Below are 16,418 nucleotides of genomic sequence, written 5' to 3' on the forward strand. Positions count from 1 at the left end.
ATGACGTACGAAGTACGACGCGACGAAGCTAGAAGCGCCCCTGTGTTTCGTCAATGGTTCCGACAGAAGAAGTCCTCTCCGCTCCGCGAAGAACTGGCCGTCGGCGTCCGGTGGTCACCAGCTGATCCCCGCGGCCACCGGGAGGTGGTCGCTGCCGGTGGCCGGCAGCACCCGGGCGCTCTCCGCCCGCACGCCGCGGACCAGGACGTGGTCGATCCGCGCCACCGGGAACCCGGCCGGCCAGGTGAAGCCGAAGCCGGCCCCGGCCGTCTCCTGGGCGGAGTCCAGCCGTGCGGTGAGGCCGGCGAACGCGCGGTCGTCCAGCGTGCCGTTGAGGTCGCCGAGCAGCACCACCCGTCCGTTGCGCTCGGCGGCGAGGGCCTCGCCGAGCGCGCGGGCGTTCCGGTCCCGCGTGTCGGTCCGGAAGCCCGCCCGGGGGTTCACCCGGGCGGACCCGAGGTGGACCACGTACACCGCAAGCGGTCCGTCGCCGGTGGCCACCGTGGTGCGCAGCGCCCGGTTCTCCGCGGCCGTGGCCCCGGCCGGCCTGGTGTCCGCCAGCGGGCCGACGTCCGTCGCGATGTCGACCGGCCGGGTCTGCGACAGCGGCAGCCTGCTCCACACCCCGACCGTGCCCAGCACCGCGTGGTACGGGTACGTCCCGGCCAGCTCCTCCTCGTACGTGGTCCGGTCCTCGGGCGTCACCTCCTCAAGGGCCAGCACGTCCGCGCCGGAGGCGGCCAGGTCGCGGGCGGTGCCGGCCGGGTCGGGGTTGCCCGCGCCGACGTTGTGGGTGGCCACGGTGAGGTCGCCGGCCCCGCCCGACCTGTCGGTGAGCATGCCGCCGAAGAGGTGCAGCCACACCGCGACCGGCAGCAGCAGCGCGGCCGTCGCGGCGGCCGAGCGGCGCCACAGGGCCCCGGCCAGCAGCACCGGCACGCACAGGCCGAACCAGGGCAGGAAGGTCTCCACCAGGCTGCCGAGGTTGCCCGTCCGGTTGGGGATCCAGCCGTGCAGCAGCATGACCGGGCCGAGCAGCAGCGCCGAGGCCGTGAGCAGCGGGGCGCGCCGCCAGGGCTCCGGCCGGGAGGCGCGGCGCAGCACCCGGCGGACGCGCGCACGCCGGGTGCCGGGGCCGGAGCCGGCGTCCCGGGTGGCCAGGGGCGGCGGGGGCGCCCCGGAGGACGAGGACGGTGCGAGGGGTACGGGTTCCGGTGTCATCCCGGCAGTCAAGGCGGCCCGGTGTCGCCGTGGCGTCTGCGGTTCCCGATATGCCGCCGATACGCGCGGGCTCGTAGCCTCGCGTACATGCGTGTGCTGATCGTGGAGGACGAACCGTTCATGGCGCAGGCCATCCGCGACGGCCTGCGCCTGGCCGCGATCGCGGCGGACACCGCGGGGGACGGCGACACCGCGCTGGAGCTGCTGGGCGTCAACGCCTACGACATCGCCGTCCTCGACCGCGACATCCCCGGACCGTCCGGCGACGAGGTCGCCAGGAGCATCGTCGCCTCCGGCAGCGGCATGCCGATCCTCATGCTCACCGCGGCCGACCGGCTCGACGACAAGGCCAGCGGGTTCGAGCTGGGCGCCGACGACTACCTGACGAAACCGTTCGAGCTGCGCGAGCTGGTGCTCAGGCTCAGGGCGCTCGACCGCAGGCGCGCCCACAGCAGGCCGCCGGTGCGGGAGATCGCCGGTCTGCGGCTGGACCCGTTCCGCCGCGAGGTCCACCGCGACGGCCGCTACGTCGCGCTGACCAGGAAGCAGTTCGCCGTGCTCGAAGTGCTCGTCGCCGCCGAGGGCGGAGTCGTCAGCGCCGAGGAGCTGCTGGAACGGGCGTGGGACGAGAACGCCGACCCGTTCACCAACGCCGTGCGCATCACCGTCTCGGCGCTGCGCAAGCGGCTCGGCGAACCCGGGATCATCACCACCGTGCCCGGCGTCGGCTACCGCATCACCACAGGGCCGGAGGATGCACATGGCTAGCGGGGCGACGGACACGGGCGCGGACAGGGCGGTGGGCTCGGACAGGGCGCCCGGGCTGAGCGTGCGCGCCAGGCTCACCCTCAGCTACGCCGGGTTCCTCATGCTCGCCGGTGTCCTGCTGCTGGCGGCGGTGTGGCTGTTCCTGCTGCGGTACGTCCCCGACCGCGCCATGCTCATCAACCCCGACGACACCACGCACGGCGTCTTCCCCGTCCGGTCCAGCCTCCTGCGCGTCTTCGCCCCGCGGGCGGCCGCGGTGCTGGTGTTCCTGCTGGTGTTCGGCCTCGTCGGCGGGTGGGTCCTGGCCGGCCGGATGCTCGCCCCGCTGACCCGCATCACGGACGCCACCCGGCTGGCCTCGACCGGGGCGCTCGCCCACCGCATCCGGCTCCCGGGCCGCCGGGACGAGTTCCGCGACCTCGCCGACACCTTCGACACGATGCTGGCGCGGCTGGAGGCGCACGTCGCCGGACAGCGCAGGTTCGCCGCCAACGCCTCGCACGAGCTGCGCACCCCGCTGGCGGTCTCGAAGTCCCTCCTCGACCTGGCCCGCGCCGACCCGGACCACGACACCCGTGAGGTCGTCGAGCGGCTGCACGCCGTCAACACCCGGGCGATCGACCTCACCGAGGCCCTGCTCCTGCTCAGCCGCGCCGAGCAGCGGTCCTTCACCCGGGAACCCGTCGACCTGTCCCTGCTCGCGGAGGAGGCCGCCGAGACGCTGCTGCCCCTCGCGGAGCAGCACGGCGTCACCGTCCGGACCGGCGGCGACATCGCCCCCACGACCGGTTCGCGCGCCCTCCTGCTGCAGCTGACCACGAACCTGGTGCAGAACGCGATCGTCCACAACCTGCCCGCAGACCGGTCCGCGGATCCGCCCGTGCAGGGCACCGTGCGGGTGGACACCCGGGTTCGTCCCGGCGGTGTCGTGCTCACCGTCGAGAACACCGGCCGGCCCGTCCCCCCGCAGCTCGCCGCCACCCTCACCGAACCGTTCCGGCGCGGTACCGGACGCGTGCGCACCGGTCACCAGGGCGTCGGCCTGGGCCTCGCGATCGTCGAGACCATCACGCACGCGCACGACGGGACGCTCACCCTCGCCCCGCGCCCCGCCGGCGGGCTCCGCGTCACCGTGGAACTGCCCGGGACCTGAGCCTCAGCGGCCCCCGGCGGCCTGCCATCCCGGGTCCCGCCCGCTCAGGCCGATCACCCGGTCCAGCAGGGGCGCGTCCTGCGGCACGGGCACCACCGGGCCGAAGATGCTGCCGCGGGAGGGGTCGTCGACGGACGTGGCCAGCATCCCGTACGCCGCCCGCAGGGCCGCCTCGTCGGGGACGTACTCCTGTCCCGTCGCCCGGGCCAGGTCCCAGCCGTGCACCACGAGTTCGTCGGCGGCGACGACGCCCGCGACCGCGCCGGGCAGCTCCACGCCGCCCGCGCGGGTCTCCCCCGTCCACGCGGCCGGGTCGCGCCAGGCCTCGGCCAGCTCGACCAGCAGCTTGGGCAGTTCGGCCCGCCAGCCGGGGGCCAGGTCGGGCAGGCCGGAGGTGGGCGGGGTGTCCGTGGTGGCCCCGAGGTCCTTGCGCCCGGCATCCCGGAAGGCCGCGGAGAGGCCCACCAGGTGCCCGACCAGATGGCACACCGCGTACTGCGGGCACGGCGTCGCGTCCGCCAGCTGGTCCTCGCGCACCGCGTCCGCGACGCGCGCCACGATCAGGGCCTGCGGCCCCAGGTCGAGGGTCGTCCCGGTGGTTCCGCCGTCGCCCATGGCGGGCTCCTCTCGTCGCAGGGTCATCGGGGGATGGACCGTCGGTCGTACGGAAACTCATCGCTCCCACGCCGGGGACCGTCCGCAGGGATCTGGTCAGGCGTCCGGACCGCCGGGATGCTCGGGACAGCCGGGGCGTACGGCACCGGGGAAGGCGGAGGGGAGCCGCGCTCATGAAGGCGATCGTGCAGGAGGCCTACGGACCGGCGGACGGCCTGCGGCTGCGGGAGGTCGAACGTCCCGTGCCCCGCGACGACGAGGTGCTGGTGGAGGTCCGCGCGGCCGGCTGCGGCCCCGAGGTGTGGCACCTCATGACGGGCCGCCCCCTGGTGGCGCGCGCCGTCCTGGGCGTGCGCAGGCCCAGGAACCCGGTGCGGGGCTGGGACGGCGCCGGGCGGGTGGCGGCCGTCGGGGCGAAGGTGACCGGCTTCGGACCGGGCGACGAGGTCTTCGGCGCCTGCGAGGGCTCGTTCGCCGAGTACGCGTGCGGCAAGGCCGCGAAGCTGGCCCCCAAGCCGGCCGGTCTCACCTTCGAGCAGGCGGCGGCGCTGCCCGTGTCGGGCGTCACCGCCCTCCAGGCGCTGAGCGGCCCGGGCCGTCCGCGGCCGGGCCAGAAGGTCCTGGTGGTCGGCGCGTCCGGCGGGGTCGGCTGCTACGCCGTGCAGCTGGCCGCGCTGTACGGCGCCGAGGTCACCGGGGTCTGCGGGCCCGGCGCCGCGGACTTCGTGCGCTCCCGGGGCGCCGCGCACGTCGTCGACTACACGCAGGGCGAGATCACCGGCGGCGGGCACCGCTACGACGTCGTCGTCGACAACGCGGGGCAGCGCCCGCTGTCCGTGCTGCGCCGCGTCCTCGCCCCGCACGGCACCCTGGTGATCGTCGGCGGCGAGGGCGGCACCGCCCTGTTCGGCGGTCTGAGCCGCGGCCTGCGGGCCGTGCTGCTCTCCCCGTTCACCGGTCAGCAGCTGCGCAGCCTGGTCGCCGTGACCCGCCGCGAGGACCTGCTGACCCTCAAGGAGCTCGCCGAGAAGGGCTCCCTCACCGTGCCCGTGGACCGCGCCTACCCCCTGGACCGGGCGGCGGACGCCCTGCGCCACCTGAAGGAGGGCCATCCCCGCGGCAAACTGGTCGTCACGGTGCCCTAAGGCCCGCCCGACGGTTCCCCTCGTCACGCCGGCCGCCTACGGCACCTGCCCGATCCCGGCGCCGGGGCCTTAGCCCCACGATGACCGGGCATGACGACACACTCGAAGCGGCCTCCCCGGGCTGTGTGCCGCGTCCTGGGCGACCGCGACGCGGGACCGTACCTGGCGGGGATCGTGGTCTCCGGGTTCGGCACGTCGGCGATGTGGCTGGTGGCCGGGGTCTGGGTGAAGGACCTGACCGGCTCGGACGGCCTCGCCGCCCTGTGCGCCCTCGCCCTGTGGGCACCCACCCTGCTGGGCCCCGTCCTCGGCGCCCTCGCGGACCGCGCCCGCCGCGGACCCCTGCTGGTGCGGACGAACCTGGCCCTGGCCGTGCTGCTCCTGCCCCTGCTCGCCGTCGACTCCCCGGGCACCGTGTGGATCCTCTACGCGGTGCTCCTGGTGTACGGGGCGGCGGGCGTCGTCCACGACGCGGCGGAGTCGGCGCTGGTGGCCGCCGCCGTCGACGACCGGCTCCTCGGCGACTTCAACGGCCTGCGCACCAGCGCGAACGAGGGCATGAAACTGGTCGCGCCGCTCGCCGGGGCGAGCCTGTACGCGGCGTACGGAGGCGGCCCCGTGGTTGTCCTGGACGCGCTCACCTTCGTCCTCGCGGCGGGCCTCTACGCGCGCCTGCGGGCACCGGAACCGCGCCCGTCCGCGCCGGAGCGCGCCGCCGCCCGGCGCACCCGGGCCGCCGAGGGCGCCCGGTACCTGTGGCGGCACCCGGTCCTGCGTCCGCTCGTCCTGGCCGGCGGTACGACGATGCTCTTCGCGGGCGTCAACGGCGCGACGGTCTACGCGGTCGTGGAGGGCCTCGGCCACTCCCCCGCGCACGCGGGGCTCCTGTACACCGCGCAGGGCGCCGGTTCGGTGGCGTCCGGCCTGGCCGCGGGCCCGCTCCTGCGGCGGCTCGGCGAACGCCGCCTCGCGTCGTACGGCACCGCGCTGGCCGCCGTGGCGGTGGTGGCCCGCGCGCTCCCGTACGACGCGGTGGCCCTCGTCTCCTCCGCCGCGATCGGGGCCGGGCTGCCCTGCGCGCTGGTCGCGGCCCTCACCGCGGTCCAGCGGGAGACCCCGGACGCGCTCCTGGGCCGTACGGCGGCGACCGCGGGCACCCTGCTGTTCGCGCCGAACGCGGTGGGGCTCGCGCTCGGCGCGGGACTCGTCGAACTCGTGCCGTACCGGCCGCTGCTGGTGGCGCTCGGTCTCGTCCGGCTCGTGACGGCGTTCCCCGGCCGCGGCCGACTGCGCGGTCGGCCGCGCCCCTGACGCGCAGTGCTCCGGGGTCAGACCGGCCGCGCCAGTGCCCGCGTCACGAGCGAGAGGTCCTCGTCGGACGCGAGCCCCGCGTGGTACAGCCGCACTTCGCCGGCCCCGAGCCCGGCCGCGCGCACCATGTCCTCGTGGAGGGTCTGCGGGCTGCCGCCCATCCCGCGCACCACGGTGAGGTTGGCGGCCAGCACGTTCCCGCCGGTGGCGTGCCGGGCGAAGGGGGCCAGCAGTCCGGGCCCGCCGGTGCACGGCACGACCACGCCGTCGGCGACGCCCAGCACGTGCTCCGGGTCCACACCGACGTTCGCGCCCACGTGGTACGGGTCGGGGTCCGCGTGCAGCAGGATCCGGAAGCCCCCGGGAGCCGCCGCGCGCACGGCGCCGACGACCTCCTCCTGGAGGGAGCGGGCGACCGGGTCGCGCCACGCGCGCGTGGCGGTCGCGAGCTCCTCCCCCAGCAGCTTCTCCACGGCCTCCCAGCCCCCGGCGGGCGTCGCGCCCCGCCAGACGGGCTCCAGCGCGCGCCGCACCGCGGCCGCCAGCTCGTCGGCGTCGAGGCCCAGCCGGGCGTACCCGTCGCGGCAGGCGGGACAGAAGCACAGCGACATCAGGTACGTGCCGGCGTCCCCGAGCGCCACGCCCGCCGTCTTGTCGTGGGCGTGCAGGTGCGGCAGCCCGTACCAGCCGAGGGACTCCAGCTCCGTGCCCGCCGCACCCGGCCGGACGGCCGCCTCGACGGCCAGGCCGGTCAGGTACGCGCGCGTGGCGGGCTGCGCGATACAGGGCGCCCACGGGTAGCGGTCGCCGTAGGCGTTGACCACGGAGGTGTCCGGGAACTCCTCGCCCATGCGGGAGTTGTGCGCGAGGACCACCCAGGTGTGGACGTCGAGCCCCGCCCCGGCGAGCGCCTCGGCGGCCTCCCCGTACGCGTCGCCCGGCGCCCAGTCCCCGGCGGCGTACGGCCGCAGCCTGCGCCCCTGCCAGCGTGTGGGGTCGACCGGGTAGAGCGCGGCCGCGTGCCGGGCGGTGACGATGCGGTGGCGGGGGTGGCGGGGGGTCAGCGCGCGCGTGGAGTGGTACGCGGAGGCGAGGGTCGCCTGCTGCACCCCGAGGCCCGCGATGCGCGCCGCCGCCCGCGGGTCGCCGTTGACGTCCCAGGGGTAGACGAAGGCCGACGCCCTCACTGCTCCTCCTCCAGCAGCGCGTGGCCGCGTTCGATCAGTTCGGCGAGCTGCTTGACGTGCTCCTCGGCTGGCTCGTGCAGCGGCGGCCGCACCTCGCCCACGTCCAGTCCCCTCAGCCGTACGCCGGCCTTGACCAGCGAGACGGCGTACCCGCGCCCTCGGGCGCGCAGTTCGACGAGCGGCCGGTAGAAGCCGTCGAGGAGCCGGTTCACCACCCGGTCGTCGCCGGAGCCCAGGGCCCGGTGGAAGGCGAGGGCGATCTCGGGCGCGAAGCAGAAGACGGCGGACGAGTAGAGCGTGATGCCGATGCCGCGGTAGGCGAGACCGGTGAGCTCGGCGGTCGGCAGCCCGTTGAAGTACAGGAACTCCCCCGGTACTTCGGTGCGTACGGCGCTGACGATGCGCTGCATGAGGTCGAGGTCGCCGGTACCGTCCTTGAAGCCGACGATCCCTTCGGTGCGGGCCATCGAGACCACGGTCTCCGGGGTGAAGACGGCGTTGTCGCGCTGGTAGACGATCGTGTCGAGGGAGGTCGCCGCGGCCAGTTCCGTGTAGTGCCGCAGCAGTCCCTCCTGGCCGGCGACCACGAGGTAGGGCGGCATGGCGAGCAGTCCGTCGGCGCCCGCCTCCTCGGCGAGCCGGGCGTAGCGCACCGCGAGGGCGGTTCCGTAGCCGGCGCCCGCGACGACGGGGACGCGGCCCGCGCTCTCCTCGACGGCCGCCCGTACGCAGTCCTGGAACTCCTCGGGGGTGAGCGCGTGGAACTCCCCGGTGCCGCAGCAGGCGAAGACGGCGGCGGCGCCGGCCTCGACGCCCCGCCGGACGTGCTCGCGGTAGACGTCCGGGGCGACGGCGCCGGTACGGTCGTACGCCGTGACGGGGAAGAACAGCGGGCCGCTCGGGTTGCGGAGACGAGCGGCGAGGGGGGCTGACGACACGGGCTCTCCCTAGAGCATGTACGTACACGCCACCCGTGCACGTTTCTGATCTGCGTCCACATCTCTGAACATGTCCACGCTAAAGTGCCCTCTTGGGGGCGGTCAAGCGGGGAAACCCGCATTCCCGGAGCAATAAAAGACCACAAACGAAGCGGAGAGGCGGTGGATCCCGCACCCACGCGCGACACTTGACGCGAGCGGTGGACGATCCTTAGCGTGTCCACGGATGTGAATGCTGTACACGATGACGCACACGCCCGCGGCTACTGACACTAGGAGACCCGAGGATGCCCGCCCCCCGCACCATTCTGCTCACCGGCGCCGCCGGCGGCCTCGGCACCCTGATGCGCGGGCTGCTGCCCGCCTACGGCTACGAACTGCGCCTGCTCGACCTGCGCCCGATCGAGGGCGAGCCGGACGCGATCGTCGCCGACCTCGCCGACAAGGAAGCCCTGCGCGAGGCGGTCCGGGGCGTGGACGCCGTCCTCCACCTCGCGGGCATCTCCCTGGAGTCCACCTTCGACAAGATCCTGAAGGCGAACATCGAGGGCACGTACAACCTGTACGAGGCCGCCCGCGAGGAGGGCGTGCGGCGCATCGTCTTCGCCTCCTCCAACCACGCGGTCGGCTTCACCCCGCGCCCCGCGGGCGAGGCGCCCCACGCGCCGGACGCGCTCATCCCCGTCGACACCCCGCGCCGCCCGGACACCTTCTACGGCCTGTCGAAGTCGTTCGGCGAGGACCTGGCGCAGCTCTACTGGGACAAGCACGGCCTGGAGACCGTCTCCGTGCGCATCGGCTCCTGCTTCCTGGAGCCGACCACGGTGCGCATGCTGTCGGTCTGGATGAGCCCCGGCGACGGCGCCCGCCTCTTCCACGCGGCGCTGACCGCCGAGGGCGTCGGGCACAGCGTCGTCTACGGCTCGTCCGCCAACACCCGCCTGTGGTGGGACCTCACGAGCGCCCGCGCCCTCGGCTACGAGCCCCAGGACGACTCGGAGCAGTACGCCGAGAAACTGATCGCGGAACAGGGCGAACTGGACCCGGACAACCCCGAACACGCCTGCCTGGGCGGCGCCTTCGTGAGCAACCCGCCGATCTGGCCCCACTGAACCCCGCACGGGGTTCCGCGGCACTTCCAGCCACCTCCCACACACCGCACACGCGTCACCTTCCGGGGCGGACGGGCACCGAACGGGCCCGTCCGCCCCGCCGTTCGGGCACGCACAGTGCCCGAATTACGCTCCGCCGCAGGTCCGGACCGGGCAGCCGTCTCACCCAACGGGCACATACGGGCGCCATCGGGCCCGCAACAGACCTGGTCAGCGGCGCGCACCGGGGGTAGAACTTCCCCCAGGGGCCACACCGGGCCCGAACGGGCAGTGCGCAAGGGAGCGGAAGCGGGTGTCGGGCATGAGCGCGGAGGAACGGCAGCGGGAGATCGTGAAGACCGCGCGGCGCACCGGCGCCGTCGACGTGAACGCGCTCGCGGCCGAACTGGGCGTGGCCCGGGAGACCGTGCGCCGCGACCTGCGCGCCCTGGAGGACCACGGCCTGGTCCGCCGCACCCACGGCGGCGCCTACCCCGTGGAGAGCGCCGGCTTCGAGACGACGCTCGCCTTCCGCGCCACCAGCCACGTACCCGAGAAGCGCCGGATCGCCGCCGCGGCCGCCGACCTGCTCGGGGACGCGGAGACGGTCTTCGTCGACGAGGGCTTCACCCCCCAGCTCATCGCCGAGTCACTGCCCCGGGACCGACCGCTGACCGTGGTCACCGCGTCCCTGGCCACCGCGGGCGCGCTCGCCGAGGCCGACAACAAGACGGTGCTGCTGCTGGGCGGCCGGGTCAGGCCGGGCACCCTGGCCACCGTCGACCACTGGACGACGAAGATGCTCGCGGGCTTCGTCATCGACCTGGCGTTCATCGGCGCCAACGGCATCTCCCGCGAGCACGGCCTCACCACCCCCGACCCCGCCGTCAGCGAGGTCAAGGCACAGGCGATCCGGGCCGCGCGGCGCACGGTCTTCGCGGGCGTGCACACCAAGTTCGGCGCCGTCAGCTTCTGCCGGTTCGCCGAGATCAGCGCCCTGGAAGCGATCGTCACGAGCACGTTCCTGCCCGCCTCCGAAGCCCACCGCTACTCGATGCAGGGCCCCCAGGTCATCCGGGTCTGACGGAGGACCGCGGGAGTCCGGGAAGCCGGTCCACGACACCACCGCACGGCAACACCTTCCCCATGCCTTCCCTCACGCCATCCCTTATGTACTGATTGATCCAGGAGTGATCCATGCGCACCCAGAGCCGACGGAGGCCGCGCGCGATGTTCGCCGCGGCCGCCGCAGGGACGCTGCTCGCCCCGCTGCTCTCCGGTTGCTGGGCCGGAGCGGGCGGTGCGGGCTCCGGTGGCGACTCCATCAACGTCCTCATGGTCAACAACCCCCAGATGATGGAGCTGCAGAAGCTCACCGCCGCCCACTTCACCAAGGAGACCGGCATCAAGGTGAACTTCACCGTGCTGCCGGAGAACGACGTCCGCGACAAGATCAGCCAGGACTTCGCCAACCAGGCCGGCCAGTACGACGTCGCCACCCTGTCCAACTACGAGATCCCGATCTACGCCAAGAACGACTGGCTGCACGAGATGGACTCGTACGTGGCGAAGGACTCGGCCTACGACGAGCAGGACGTCCTCAAGCCCATGCGCCAGTCCCTCACCGCGGAGGACGGCAAGCTCTACGGACAGCCCTTCTACGGCGAGTCGTCCTTCCTGATGTACCGCAAGGACGTCTTCGAGGCGAAGGGCCTCACGATGCCCGAGCGCCCGACCTGGACCGAGGTCGCCGACCTCGCCGCGAAGGCCGACGGCGCCGAGCCGGGCATGAAGGGCATCTGCCTGCGCGGCCTGCCCGGCTGGGGCGAGATCATGGCCCCGCTCACCACGGTCGTGAACACCTTCGGCGGCACCTGGTTCGACAAGGACTGGAAGGCGCGGCTCGACTCCCCCGAGTTCAAGAAGGCGACCGAGTTCTACGTGGACCTCGTGCGCGAGCACGGCGAGTCCGGCGCGGCCCAGTCCGGCTTCGCCGAGTGCCTGAACAACCTGACCCAGGGCAAGGTCGCCATGTGGTACGACGCCACGTCCGCGGCCGGTTCCCTGGAGTCGGCCAAGTCCCCGGTCAAGGGCAAGATCGGCTACGCGCCGGCGCCGGTCGAGGAGACCGAGTCCTCCGGCTGGCTCTACACCTGGGCCTGGGGCATCCAGGACGCCTCCCGCAACCCCGACAAGGCGTGGAAGTTCGTCTCCTGGGCGTCCAGCAAGGAGTACGAGCAGCTGGTGGGCGACGAGATCGGCTGGGCCAACGTGCCGGCCGGCAAGCGCGCCTCGACGTACACCAACGCCGACTACCGCAAGGAGGCCGGCGCCTTCCAGGACATGACCAAGCAGGCCATCGAGGACGCCCGGCCCACCGATCCCGGCGTGCAGCCGCGGCCCGCGCCCGGCATCCAGTTCGTCGGCATCCCCGAGTTCACCGATCTCGGCACCAAGGTCTCGCAGGAGATCAGCGCGGCCATCGCCGGACGCCAGTCCGTCGAGTCGGCCCTGAGGAAGTCCCAGAAGCTGGCCGAGGAGATCGCCGAGGAGTACGAGGGACGATGACCGCGACAACGACAGCCCCCGTGGCCGCACCACCCGTACGCACGGAGCAGAAGCCCCCCTCCGACCGCCTGCGCGCCTGGGCGACCCGGGCCCCGCTCCTGCCCGCCCTGATCTTCATGATCGCCGTGACCCAGCTGCCCTTCGTGGCCACGCTGGTGATCTCCTTCTTCGACTGGAACTCGCTCTACCCGGACGCCCGCAGCTTCACGGGCTTCGGCAACTACACGGAGGTCCTCACCGACGCGGCCCTGCGCAAGTCGGTCTGGACGACGATCCTGCTGACCGTCACCGTCGTCCTGGCCAGCCTGGTCCTGGGCCTGGGCCTCGCGCTCCTGCTGGACCGGAAGTTCAAGGGCCGCGGCCTGGTGCGCACGCTCCTGATCGCGCCCTTCCTGGTGGTCCCGGTGGCGGCGGCCCTGCTCTGGAAGCACGTGCTCTACAACCCCGAGTACGGCCTGCTCAACGGCCTGCTGCACTACGTCGGCGGTCCCGAGCCGGACTGGATCTCCAACACCCCGCTGCTGGCCGTGGAGATGTCCCTCATCTGGCAGTGGACGCCGTTCATGATGCTGATCCTGCTGGCCGGCCTGCAGAGCCGCGACCACGCGCAGATCGAGGCCGCGAAGGTGGACGGCGCGAGCGGCTGGCAGGTCTTCCGCTACCTGACCCTGCCCCACCTGCGCCGCTACCTCGAACTGGGCGCCCTGCTCGGCTCGATCTACATCGTGCAGAACTTCGACGCGGTCTTCACCATCACGTCGGGCGGCCTGGGCACCGCGAACCTGCCCTACACCGTCTACCAGAGCTTCTACCAGGCGCACGAGAACGGCCTCGCCTCCGCGGCCGGCGTCCTGGTCGTCATCGGCTCGATCATCATCGCGACCTTCGCGCTGCGCGTGGTCTCGTCCCTGTTCCGCGAGGAGGTGTCCCGCGCATGACCGCAACAGCCGTACCCGCACGCACCCGCAGCACCGAAGGCACACCGCCCGGTCCCCGCCGTCCCAGGGGAAGGGGCCTGGGCCTGGTCGCCTGGCTGGCCGCCGTCGTCTTCTTCCTGCCCATCGCCTGGATGGCCCTGACGTCCTTCCACTCCGAGGAGGACGCGGCGACCAACCCGCCCTCCTTCGGGGCGGCCCTGACCCTGGACGGCTACCGCGAGTTCTTCGGCACCGGCGGCGGCGCGAGCCCCTGGCCGGCCCTGATCAACTCGACGGTCGCGTCCCTGGCCTCGACGCTCCTGGTCCTCCTGCTCGCCCTGCCCGCCGCGTACGCGCTCTCCATCCGCCCGGTGAAGAAGTGGACGGACGTCCTGTTCTTCTTCCTCTCCACGAAGATGCTGCCGATCGTCGCGGGCCTGCTGCCGATCTACCTCTTCGCGAAGAACACCGGGATGCTGGACAACATCTGGCTCCTGGTCATCCTCTACACGTCGATGAACCTGCCGATCGCGGTGTGGATGATGCAGTCCTTCCTCTCCGAGGTCCCGGTGGCGATCATCGAGGCGGCCCAGATCGACGGCGCGAAGCTGCCGACGATCCTGGCCCGAGTGGTGGCCCCCATCGCCCTCCCGGGCATCGCGGCCACCGCCCTCATCTGTTTCATCTTCAGCTGGAACGAGCTGCTCTTCGCCCGTGTGCTGACGGGCGTGGTGGCGGAGACCGCCCCGGTCTTCCTCACCGGCTTCATCACCAGCCAGGGCCTGTTCCTGGCGAAGGTGTGCGCCGCGTCGCTCGTCGTCTCCCTGCCGGTGCTCGCCGCGGGGTTCGCCGCCCAGGACAAGCTGGTCCAGGGCCTGTCGCTTGGAGCCGTCAAGTGAAAGCCGCCGTCATCGAGTCCGTGGGCAAGGCCGTCGTCGCCGAGGTCCCGGACCCGACACCAGGACCCCGCGAGGTCGTCGTGGAGGTCGCGGCCTGCGGGCTGTGCGGCACGGACCTGCACATCCTCCAGGGCGAGTTCGCGCCCGAGCTGCCGATCGTCCCGGGGCACGAGTTCGCGGGCGAGGTCGTCGGGGTGGGCCGGCAGGTCACCGAGCTGTCGGTCGGCGACCAGGTCGCCGTGGACCCCTCGCTCTACTGCTACGAGTGCCGGTACTGCCGCGACGGCCACAACAACATGTGCGAGCGCTGGGCCGCGATCGGCGTGACCACGGCGGGCGGCGCCGCCCAGTACGCGGTCGCGCCCGTGGCGAACTGCGTCAAGCTCCCCGAGCACGTACGCACCCAGGACGCGGCCCTGATCGAGCCGCTGTCCTGCGCGGTACGCGGCTACGACGTCCTGAACTCCCGCCTCGGCGCCCACGTCCTCATCTACGGCTCGGGCACGATGGGCCTGATGATGCTGGAACTGGCGAAGCGGACCGGCGCCGCGAGCGTCGACATGGTCGACATCAACCCGCAGCGCCTGACGACGGCCCGCCAGCTCGGCGTCTCCGCCTCCGCCACCAGCGCCGACGAGCTGGACCGGCCGCAGGGCTGGGAGCTGGTCATCGACGCCACCGGCAACGCGGCGGCGATCCAGGACGGCCTGGAGCGGGTCGCCAAGGCCGGCACGTTCCTCCAGTTCGGGGTGGCCGACTACGCGACCCGGGTCTCCATCGACCCGTACCGCATCTACAACCAGGAGATCACCATCACCGGCTCGATGGCGGTCCTGCACAGCTTCGAGCGCGCGGCCGAGCTGTTCTCGACGGGCGTCCTGGACCCGAACGTCTTCATCTCCGACCGCCTGCCCCTGGACCAGTACCCGCAGGCACTGGAGCAGTTCGCCAAGGGCATCGGCCGCAAGACGGTCGTCGTCCCCTAGTCGCCACCCACCGGCCGTCACCCGCCGGCCGTCGTCCACCGACAGGAATGCCGCCCCCGCCGTCCCTCCCCGCGGCGGGGGCACCCGATTGGCGGCTTGGTAAGGGAACGGCAAAGAGAGGTCGCTCGTTCTCCCGGCATGACAGCTATGACCCCCGGCTCGAACATCCCTCTCCCCGTCGCCCGCGTGACGGTGGACGTCGCCGCCCCGGTGCGGCTCGACGTTTCGGGCCTGCTGCTCACCGCCGACGGCAAGGTGCGCTCCGACGACGACTTCATCTTCTACAACCAGCCGTCCGGCCCGGGGGTGACGTACCGCTCCGGCGGCGGCAGCACCCCCGATTCGATCACGGTCGACACGGCCGCCGTGCCCCCGGGCATCGAGAAGATCGTCGTCACCGCGAGCCCGGACGCCGCGGGTCAGACCTTCCAGGGCATCGAGCCCACGGCCACGATCCGCAACGCGGACGACGGCTCCGTCCTCGCCTCCTTCACCCCGCCCCAGCTGGGCACGGAGACGGCCCTGGTGATCGTCGAGGTCTACCTCCGCAACGGCGCCTGGAAGGCCCGCGCGGTCGGCCAGGGCTACGCGAACGGGATCAACCTGGACAAGGGCCGGGTGAGCCTCCAGAAGAACCAGACGGTGTCCCTGACCAAGGGCGGCCGTCCCTTCCTCTCCCAGGTGAAGATGGGCCTGGGCTGGGAGCCGGCGTACCGCGGCAAGGACATCGACCTGGACGCGTCGGTCATCGCCTACGGCCCGCAGCGCAACCACATCGACAGCTGCTACTTCGGCAAGCTCTCCATCGTGAACGGCGCGATCAAGCACTCCGGCGACAACCTCACCGGCGAGGGCGGCGGGGACGACGAGGTGATCGTCGTGGACCTCGGTCGCCTCCCCCAGGAGGTGACGGGCCTGGTCTTCACGGTGAACAGCTTCTCCGGCCAGAAGTTCACCGAGGTCGCCAAGGCCTACTGCCGCCTCCTGGACGCCGCCACGGGCGAGGAGCTGGTCCGCTTCGACCTCACCAGCGCGGAACCGCAGACCGGCGTGATGATGGCCAAGCTCATCAAGCAGTTCTCCGGCGAATGGGAGATGACGGCCCTGGGCACCTTCGTCAAGTCCCGCACGGTCCGGGGCATGGTGAAGCCGTCGGCCCAGGCCCTCTGACAGACGGCCCCGCACGCCGACCCGGGACGGCCCCGCACCCGCGCACGTACGGGCGGGCGGGGCCGCCCGCCGTCAGCGGCCCCCCTCAGAACAACGCGCTGTACGCGTTCAGCGCGGGCTGCCCACCGAGATGGGCGTACAGCACGTTCGACTCCCGCCCGATCTCCCCGCGGCGCACCAGGTCGATCATCCCGGCCATGGACTTGCCCTCGTACACGGGGTCGGTGACCATCCCCTCGGTCCGCGCGGCGAGCCGCATCGCCTCCAGCGTGCGCTCGTCGGGTATCCCGTAGACCCCGGCGTGGTAGCGCCCGTCGAGCTCGACGTCGTCCTCGCCCAGCTCGGCCCGCACGCCGATGAGCTGCCCGGTGCCACGGGCGATCCGGCCGATCTGCTCCCGGGTCCGCCCGGGCGCGGCGGACCCGGGAGCAGATCGGCCGGATCGCCCG

At 72.9% G+C, this 16,418-nt stretch carries 16 protein-coding genes; 11 read left to right on the forward strand and 5 right to left on the reverse strand.

Features of this window, described 5'->3' with window-relative positions:
• Positions 1–114: 114 nt before the first annotated feature.
• Positions 115–1,221 carry an endonuclease/exonuclease/phosphatase family protein gene (locus tag FGF04_RS21905; protein WP_149513007.1) on the reverse strand — a complete coding sequence of 369 codons (1,107 nt, stop codon included), beginning with the start codon at positions 1,219–1,221 and terminating at the stop codon, positions 115–117.
• Between the two features lie 87 nt (positions 1,222–1,308).
• Between FGF04_RS21905 and FGF04_RS21910 the strand changes: the two genes are divergently transcribed.
• Both FGF04_RS21910 and FGF04_RS21915 read left to right on the forward strand, forming a co-directional pair.
• On the forward strand, positions 1,309–1,989 hold the full coding sequence (locus FGF04_RS21910) for a response regulator transcription factor (protein ID WP_149513008.1): 681 nt from the start codon (positions 1,309–1,311) through the stop codon (positions 1,987–1,989).
• On the forward strand, positions 1,982–3,142 hold the full coding sequence (locus tag FGF04_RS21915) for a sensor histidine kinase (protein WP_149513009.1): 1,161 nt from the start codon (positions 1,982–1,984) through the stop codon (positions 3,140–3,142). The genes FGF04_RS21910 and FGF04_RS21915 overlap by 8 nt, the downstream gene beginning before the upstream one ends.
• 3 nt (positions 3,143–3,145) lie before the next feature.
• On the opposite strand, the gene FGF04_RS21920 is transcribed toward FGF04_RS21915, so the two are convergent.
• Positions 3,146–3,757 (reverse strand): TIGR03086 family metal-binding protein, encoded by a 612-nt coding sequence (locus tag FGF04_RS21920; RefSeq protein ID WP_149513767.1) that lies wholly within the window; start codon positions 3,755–3,757, stop codon positions 3,146–3,148.
• A 173-nt stretch (positions 3,758–3,930) separates the two neighbouring features.
• Between FGF04_RS21920 and FGF04_RS21925 the strand changes: the two genes are divergently transcribed.
• Both FGF04_RS21925 and FGF04_RS21930 read left to right on the forward strand, forming a co-directional pair.
• The gene (locus FGF04_RS21925) at positions 3,931–4,902 is read left to right on the forward strand and encodes an NAD(P)-dependent alcohol dehydrogenase (RefSeq protein WP_149513010.1); all 972 of its coding nucleotides are present in this window, start codon (positions 3,931–3,933) and stop codon (positions 4,900–4,902) included.
• Positions 4,903–4,992: 90 nt separating this feature from the next.
• Positions 4,993–6,213, forward strand: coding sequence for an MFS transporter (locus FGF04_RS21930; protein ID WP_149513011.1), 1,221 nt, complete (start codon positions 4,993–4,995; stop codon positions 6,211–6,213).
• Positions 6,214–6,230: 17 nt separating this feature from the next.
• Here FGF04_RS21930 and FGF04_RS21935 read toward each other — a convergent pair whose 3' ends face one another.
• Together FGF04_RS21935 and FGF04_RS21940 are read right to left on the reverse strand one after the other, a co-directional pair.
• The gene (locus FGF04_RS21935) at positions 6,231–7,400 is read right to left on the reverse strand and encodes a hypothetical protein (protein ID WP_149513012.1); all 1,170 of its coding nucleotides are present in this window, start codon (positions 7,398–7,400) and stop codon (positions 6,231–6,233) included.
• The gene (locus tag FGF04_RS21940; protein WP_149513013.1) at positions 7,397–8,338 is read right to left on the reverse strand and encodes a 5-dehydro-4-deoxyglucarate dehydratase; all 942 of its coding nucleotides are present in this window, start codon (positions 8,336–8,338) and stop codon (positions 7,397–7,399) included. The genes FGF04_RS21935 and FGF04_RS21940 overlap by 4 nt, the downstream gene beginning before the upstream one ends.
• Before the next feature lie 287 nt (positions 8,339–8,625).
• Here FGF04_RS21940 and FGF04_RS21945 point away from each other — a divergent pair, with 287 nt between their 5' ends.
• From FGF04_RS21945 to FGF04_RS21975, 7 genes are all read left to right on the forward strand, one after another.
• A complete protein-coding gene (locus FGF04_RS21945; protein ID WP_149513014.1) occupies positions 8,626–9,450 on the forward strand; it encodes an NAD-dependent epimerase/dehydratase family protein in 825 nt (274 codons plus the stop codon).
• A gap of 292 nt (positions 9,451–9,742) precedes the next feature.
• Complete coding sequence (locus FGF04_RS21950; RefSeq protein ID WP_149513015.1) at positions 9,743–10,513, forward strand: DeoR/GlpR family DNA-binding transcription regulator; 771 nt, start codon at positions 9,743–9,745, stop codon at positions 10,511–10,513.
• Between the two features lie 113 nt (positions 10,514–10,626).
• Positions 10,627–11,997 (forward strand): ABC transporter substrate-binding protein, encoded by a 1,371-nt coding sequence (locus FGF04_RS21955; RefSeq protein WP_149513016.1) that lies wholly within the window; start codon positions 10,627–10,629, stop codon positions 11,995–11,997.
• Positions 11,994–12,935 carry a carbohydrate ABC transporter permease gene (locus tag FGF04_RS21960; protein ID WP_149513017.1) on the forward strand — a complete coding sequence of 314 codons (942 nt, stop codon included), beginning with the start codon at positions 11,994–11,996 and terminating at the stop codon, positions 12,933–12,935. The genes FGF04_RS21955 and FGF04_RS21960 overlap by 4 nt, the downstream gene beginning before the upstream one ends.
• Positions 12,932–13,813, forward strand: coding sequence for a carbohydrate ABC transporter permease (locus tag FGF04_RS21965; protein ID WP_149513018.1), 882 nt, complete (start codon positions 12,932–12,934; stop codon positions 13,811–13,813). The genes FGF04_RS21960 and FGF04_RS21965 overlap by 4 nt, the downstream gene beginning before the upstream one ends.
• Positions 13,810–14,799: a zinc-dependent alcohol dehydrogenase family protein gene (locus FGF04_RS21970; protein WP_149513019.1), complete on the forward strand. Its 990-nt coding sequence runs from the start codon at positions 13,810–13,812 to the stop codon at positions 14,797–14,799. The genes FGF04_RS21965 and FGF04_RS21970 overlap by 4 nt, the downstream gene beginning before the upstream one ends.
• Before the next feature lie 147 nt (positions 14,800–14,946).
• Positions 14,947–15,969, forward strand: a complete 1,023-nt coding sequence (locus FGF04_RS21975) for a TerD family protein (protein WP_149513768.1) — start codon at positions 14,947–14,949, stop codon at positions 15,967–15,969.
• An 85-nt stretch (positions 15,970–16,054) separates the two neighbouring features.
• Here the strand turns inward: FGF04_RS21975 and FGF04_RS21980 are convergent.
• The coding region (locus FGF04_RS21980) for a pyridoxal-phosphate dependent enzyme (RefSeq protein ID WP_149513769.1) at positions 16,055–16,418 on the reverse strand (364 nt) is incomplete at its 5' end.

Origin of the sequence: Streptomyces apricus (genome assembly GCF_008369065.1) — a bacterium.
GTDB classification, from domain to species: Bacteria; Actinomycetota; Actinomycetes; order Streptomycetales; family Streptomycetaceae; genus Streptomyces; species Streptomyces apricus.

Coding starts and splice junctions, on each gene's coding strand:
- FGF04_RS21975 (WP_149513768.1), top strand. CDS start 14,947: ATGACCCCCGGCTCGAACATCCCTCTCCCCGTCGCCCGCGTGACGGTG.
- FGF04_RS21930 (WP_149513011.1), top strand. CDS start 4,993: ATGACGACACACTCGAAGCGGCCTCCCCGGGCTGTGTGCCGCGTCCTG.
- FGF04_RS21965 (WP_149513018.1), top strand. CDS start 12,932: ATGACCGCAACAGCCGTACCCGCACGCACCCGCAGCACCGAAGGCACA.
- FGF04_RS21960 (WP_149513017.1), top strand. CDS start 11,994: ATGACCGCGACAACGACAGCCCCCGTGGCCGCACCACCCGTACGCACG.
- FGF04_RS21920 (WP_149513767.1), bottom strand. CDS start 3,757: ATGGGCGACGGCGGAACCACCGGGACGACCCTCGACCTGGGGCCGCAG.
- FGF04_RS21945 (WP_149513014.1), top strand. CDS start 8,626: ATGCCCGCCCCCCGCACCATTCTGCTCACCGGCGCCGCCGGCGGCCTC.
- FGF04_RS21910 (WP_149513008.1), top strand. CDS start 1,309: ATGCGTGTGCTGATCGTGGAGGACGAACCGTTCATGGCGCAGGCCATC.
- FGF04_RS21905 (WP_149513007.1), bottom strand. CDS start 1,221: ATGACACCGGAACCCGTACCCCTCGCACCGTCCTCGTCCTCCGGGGCG.
- FGF04_RS21925 (WP_149513010.1), top strand. CDS start 3,931: ATGAAGGCGATCGTGCAGGAGGCCTACGGACCGGCGGACGGCCTGCGG.
- FGF04_RS21915 (WP_149513009.1), top strand. CDS start 1,982: ATGGCTAGCGGGGCGACGGACACGGGCGCGGACAGGGCGGTGGGCTCG.
- FGF04_RS21955 (WP_149513016.1), top strand. CDS start 10,627: ATGCGCACCCAGAGCCGACGGAGGCCGCGCGCGATGTTCGCCGCGGCC.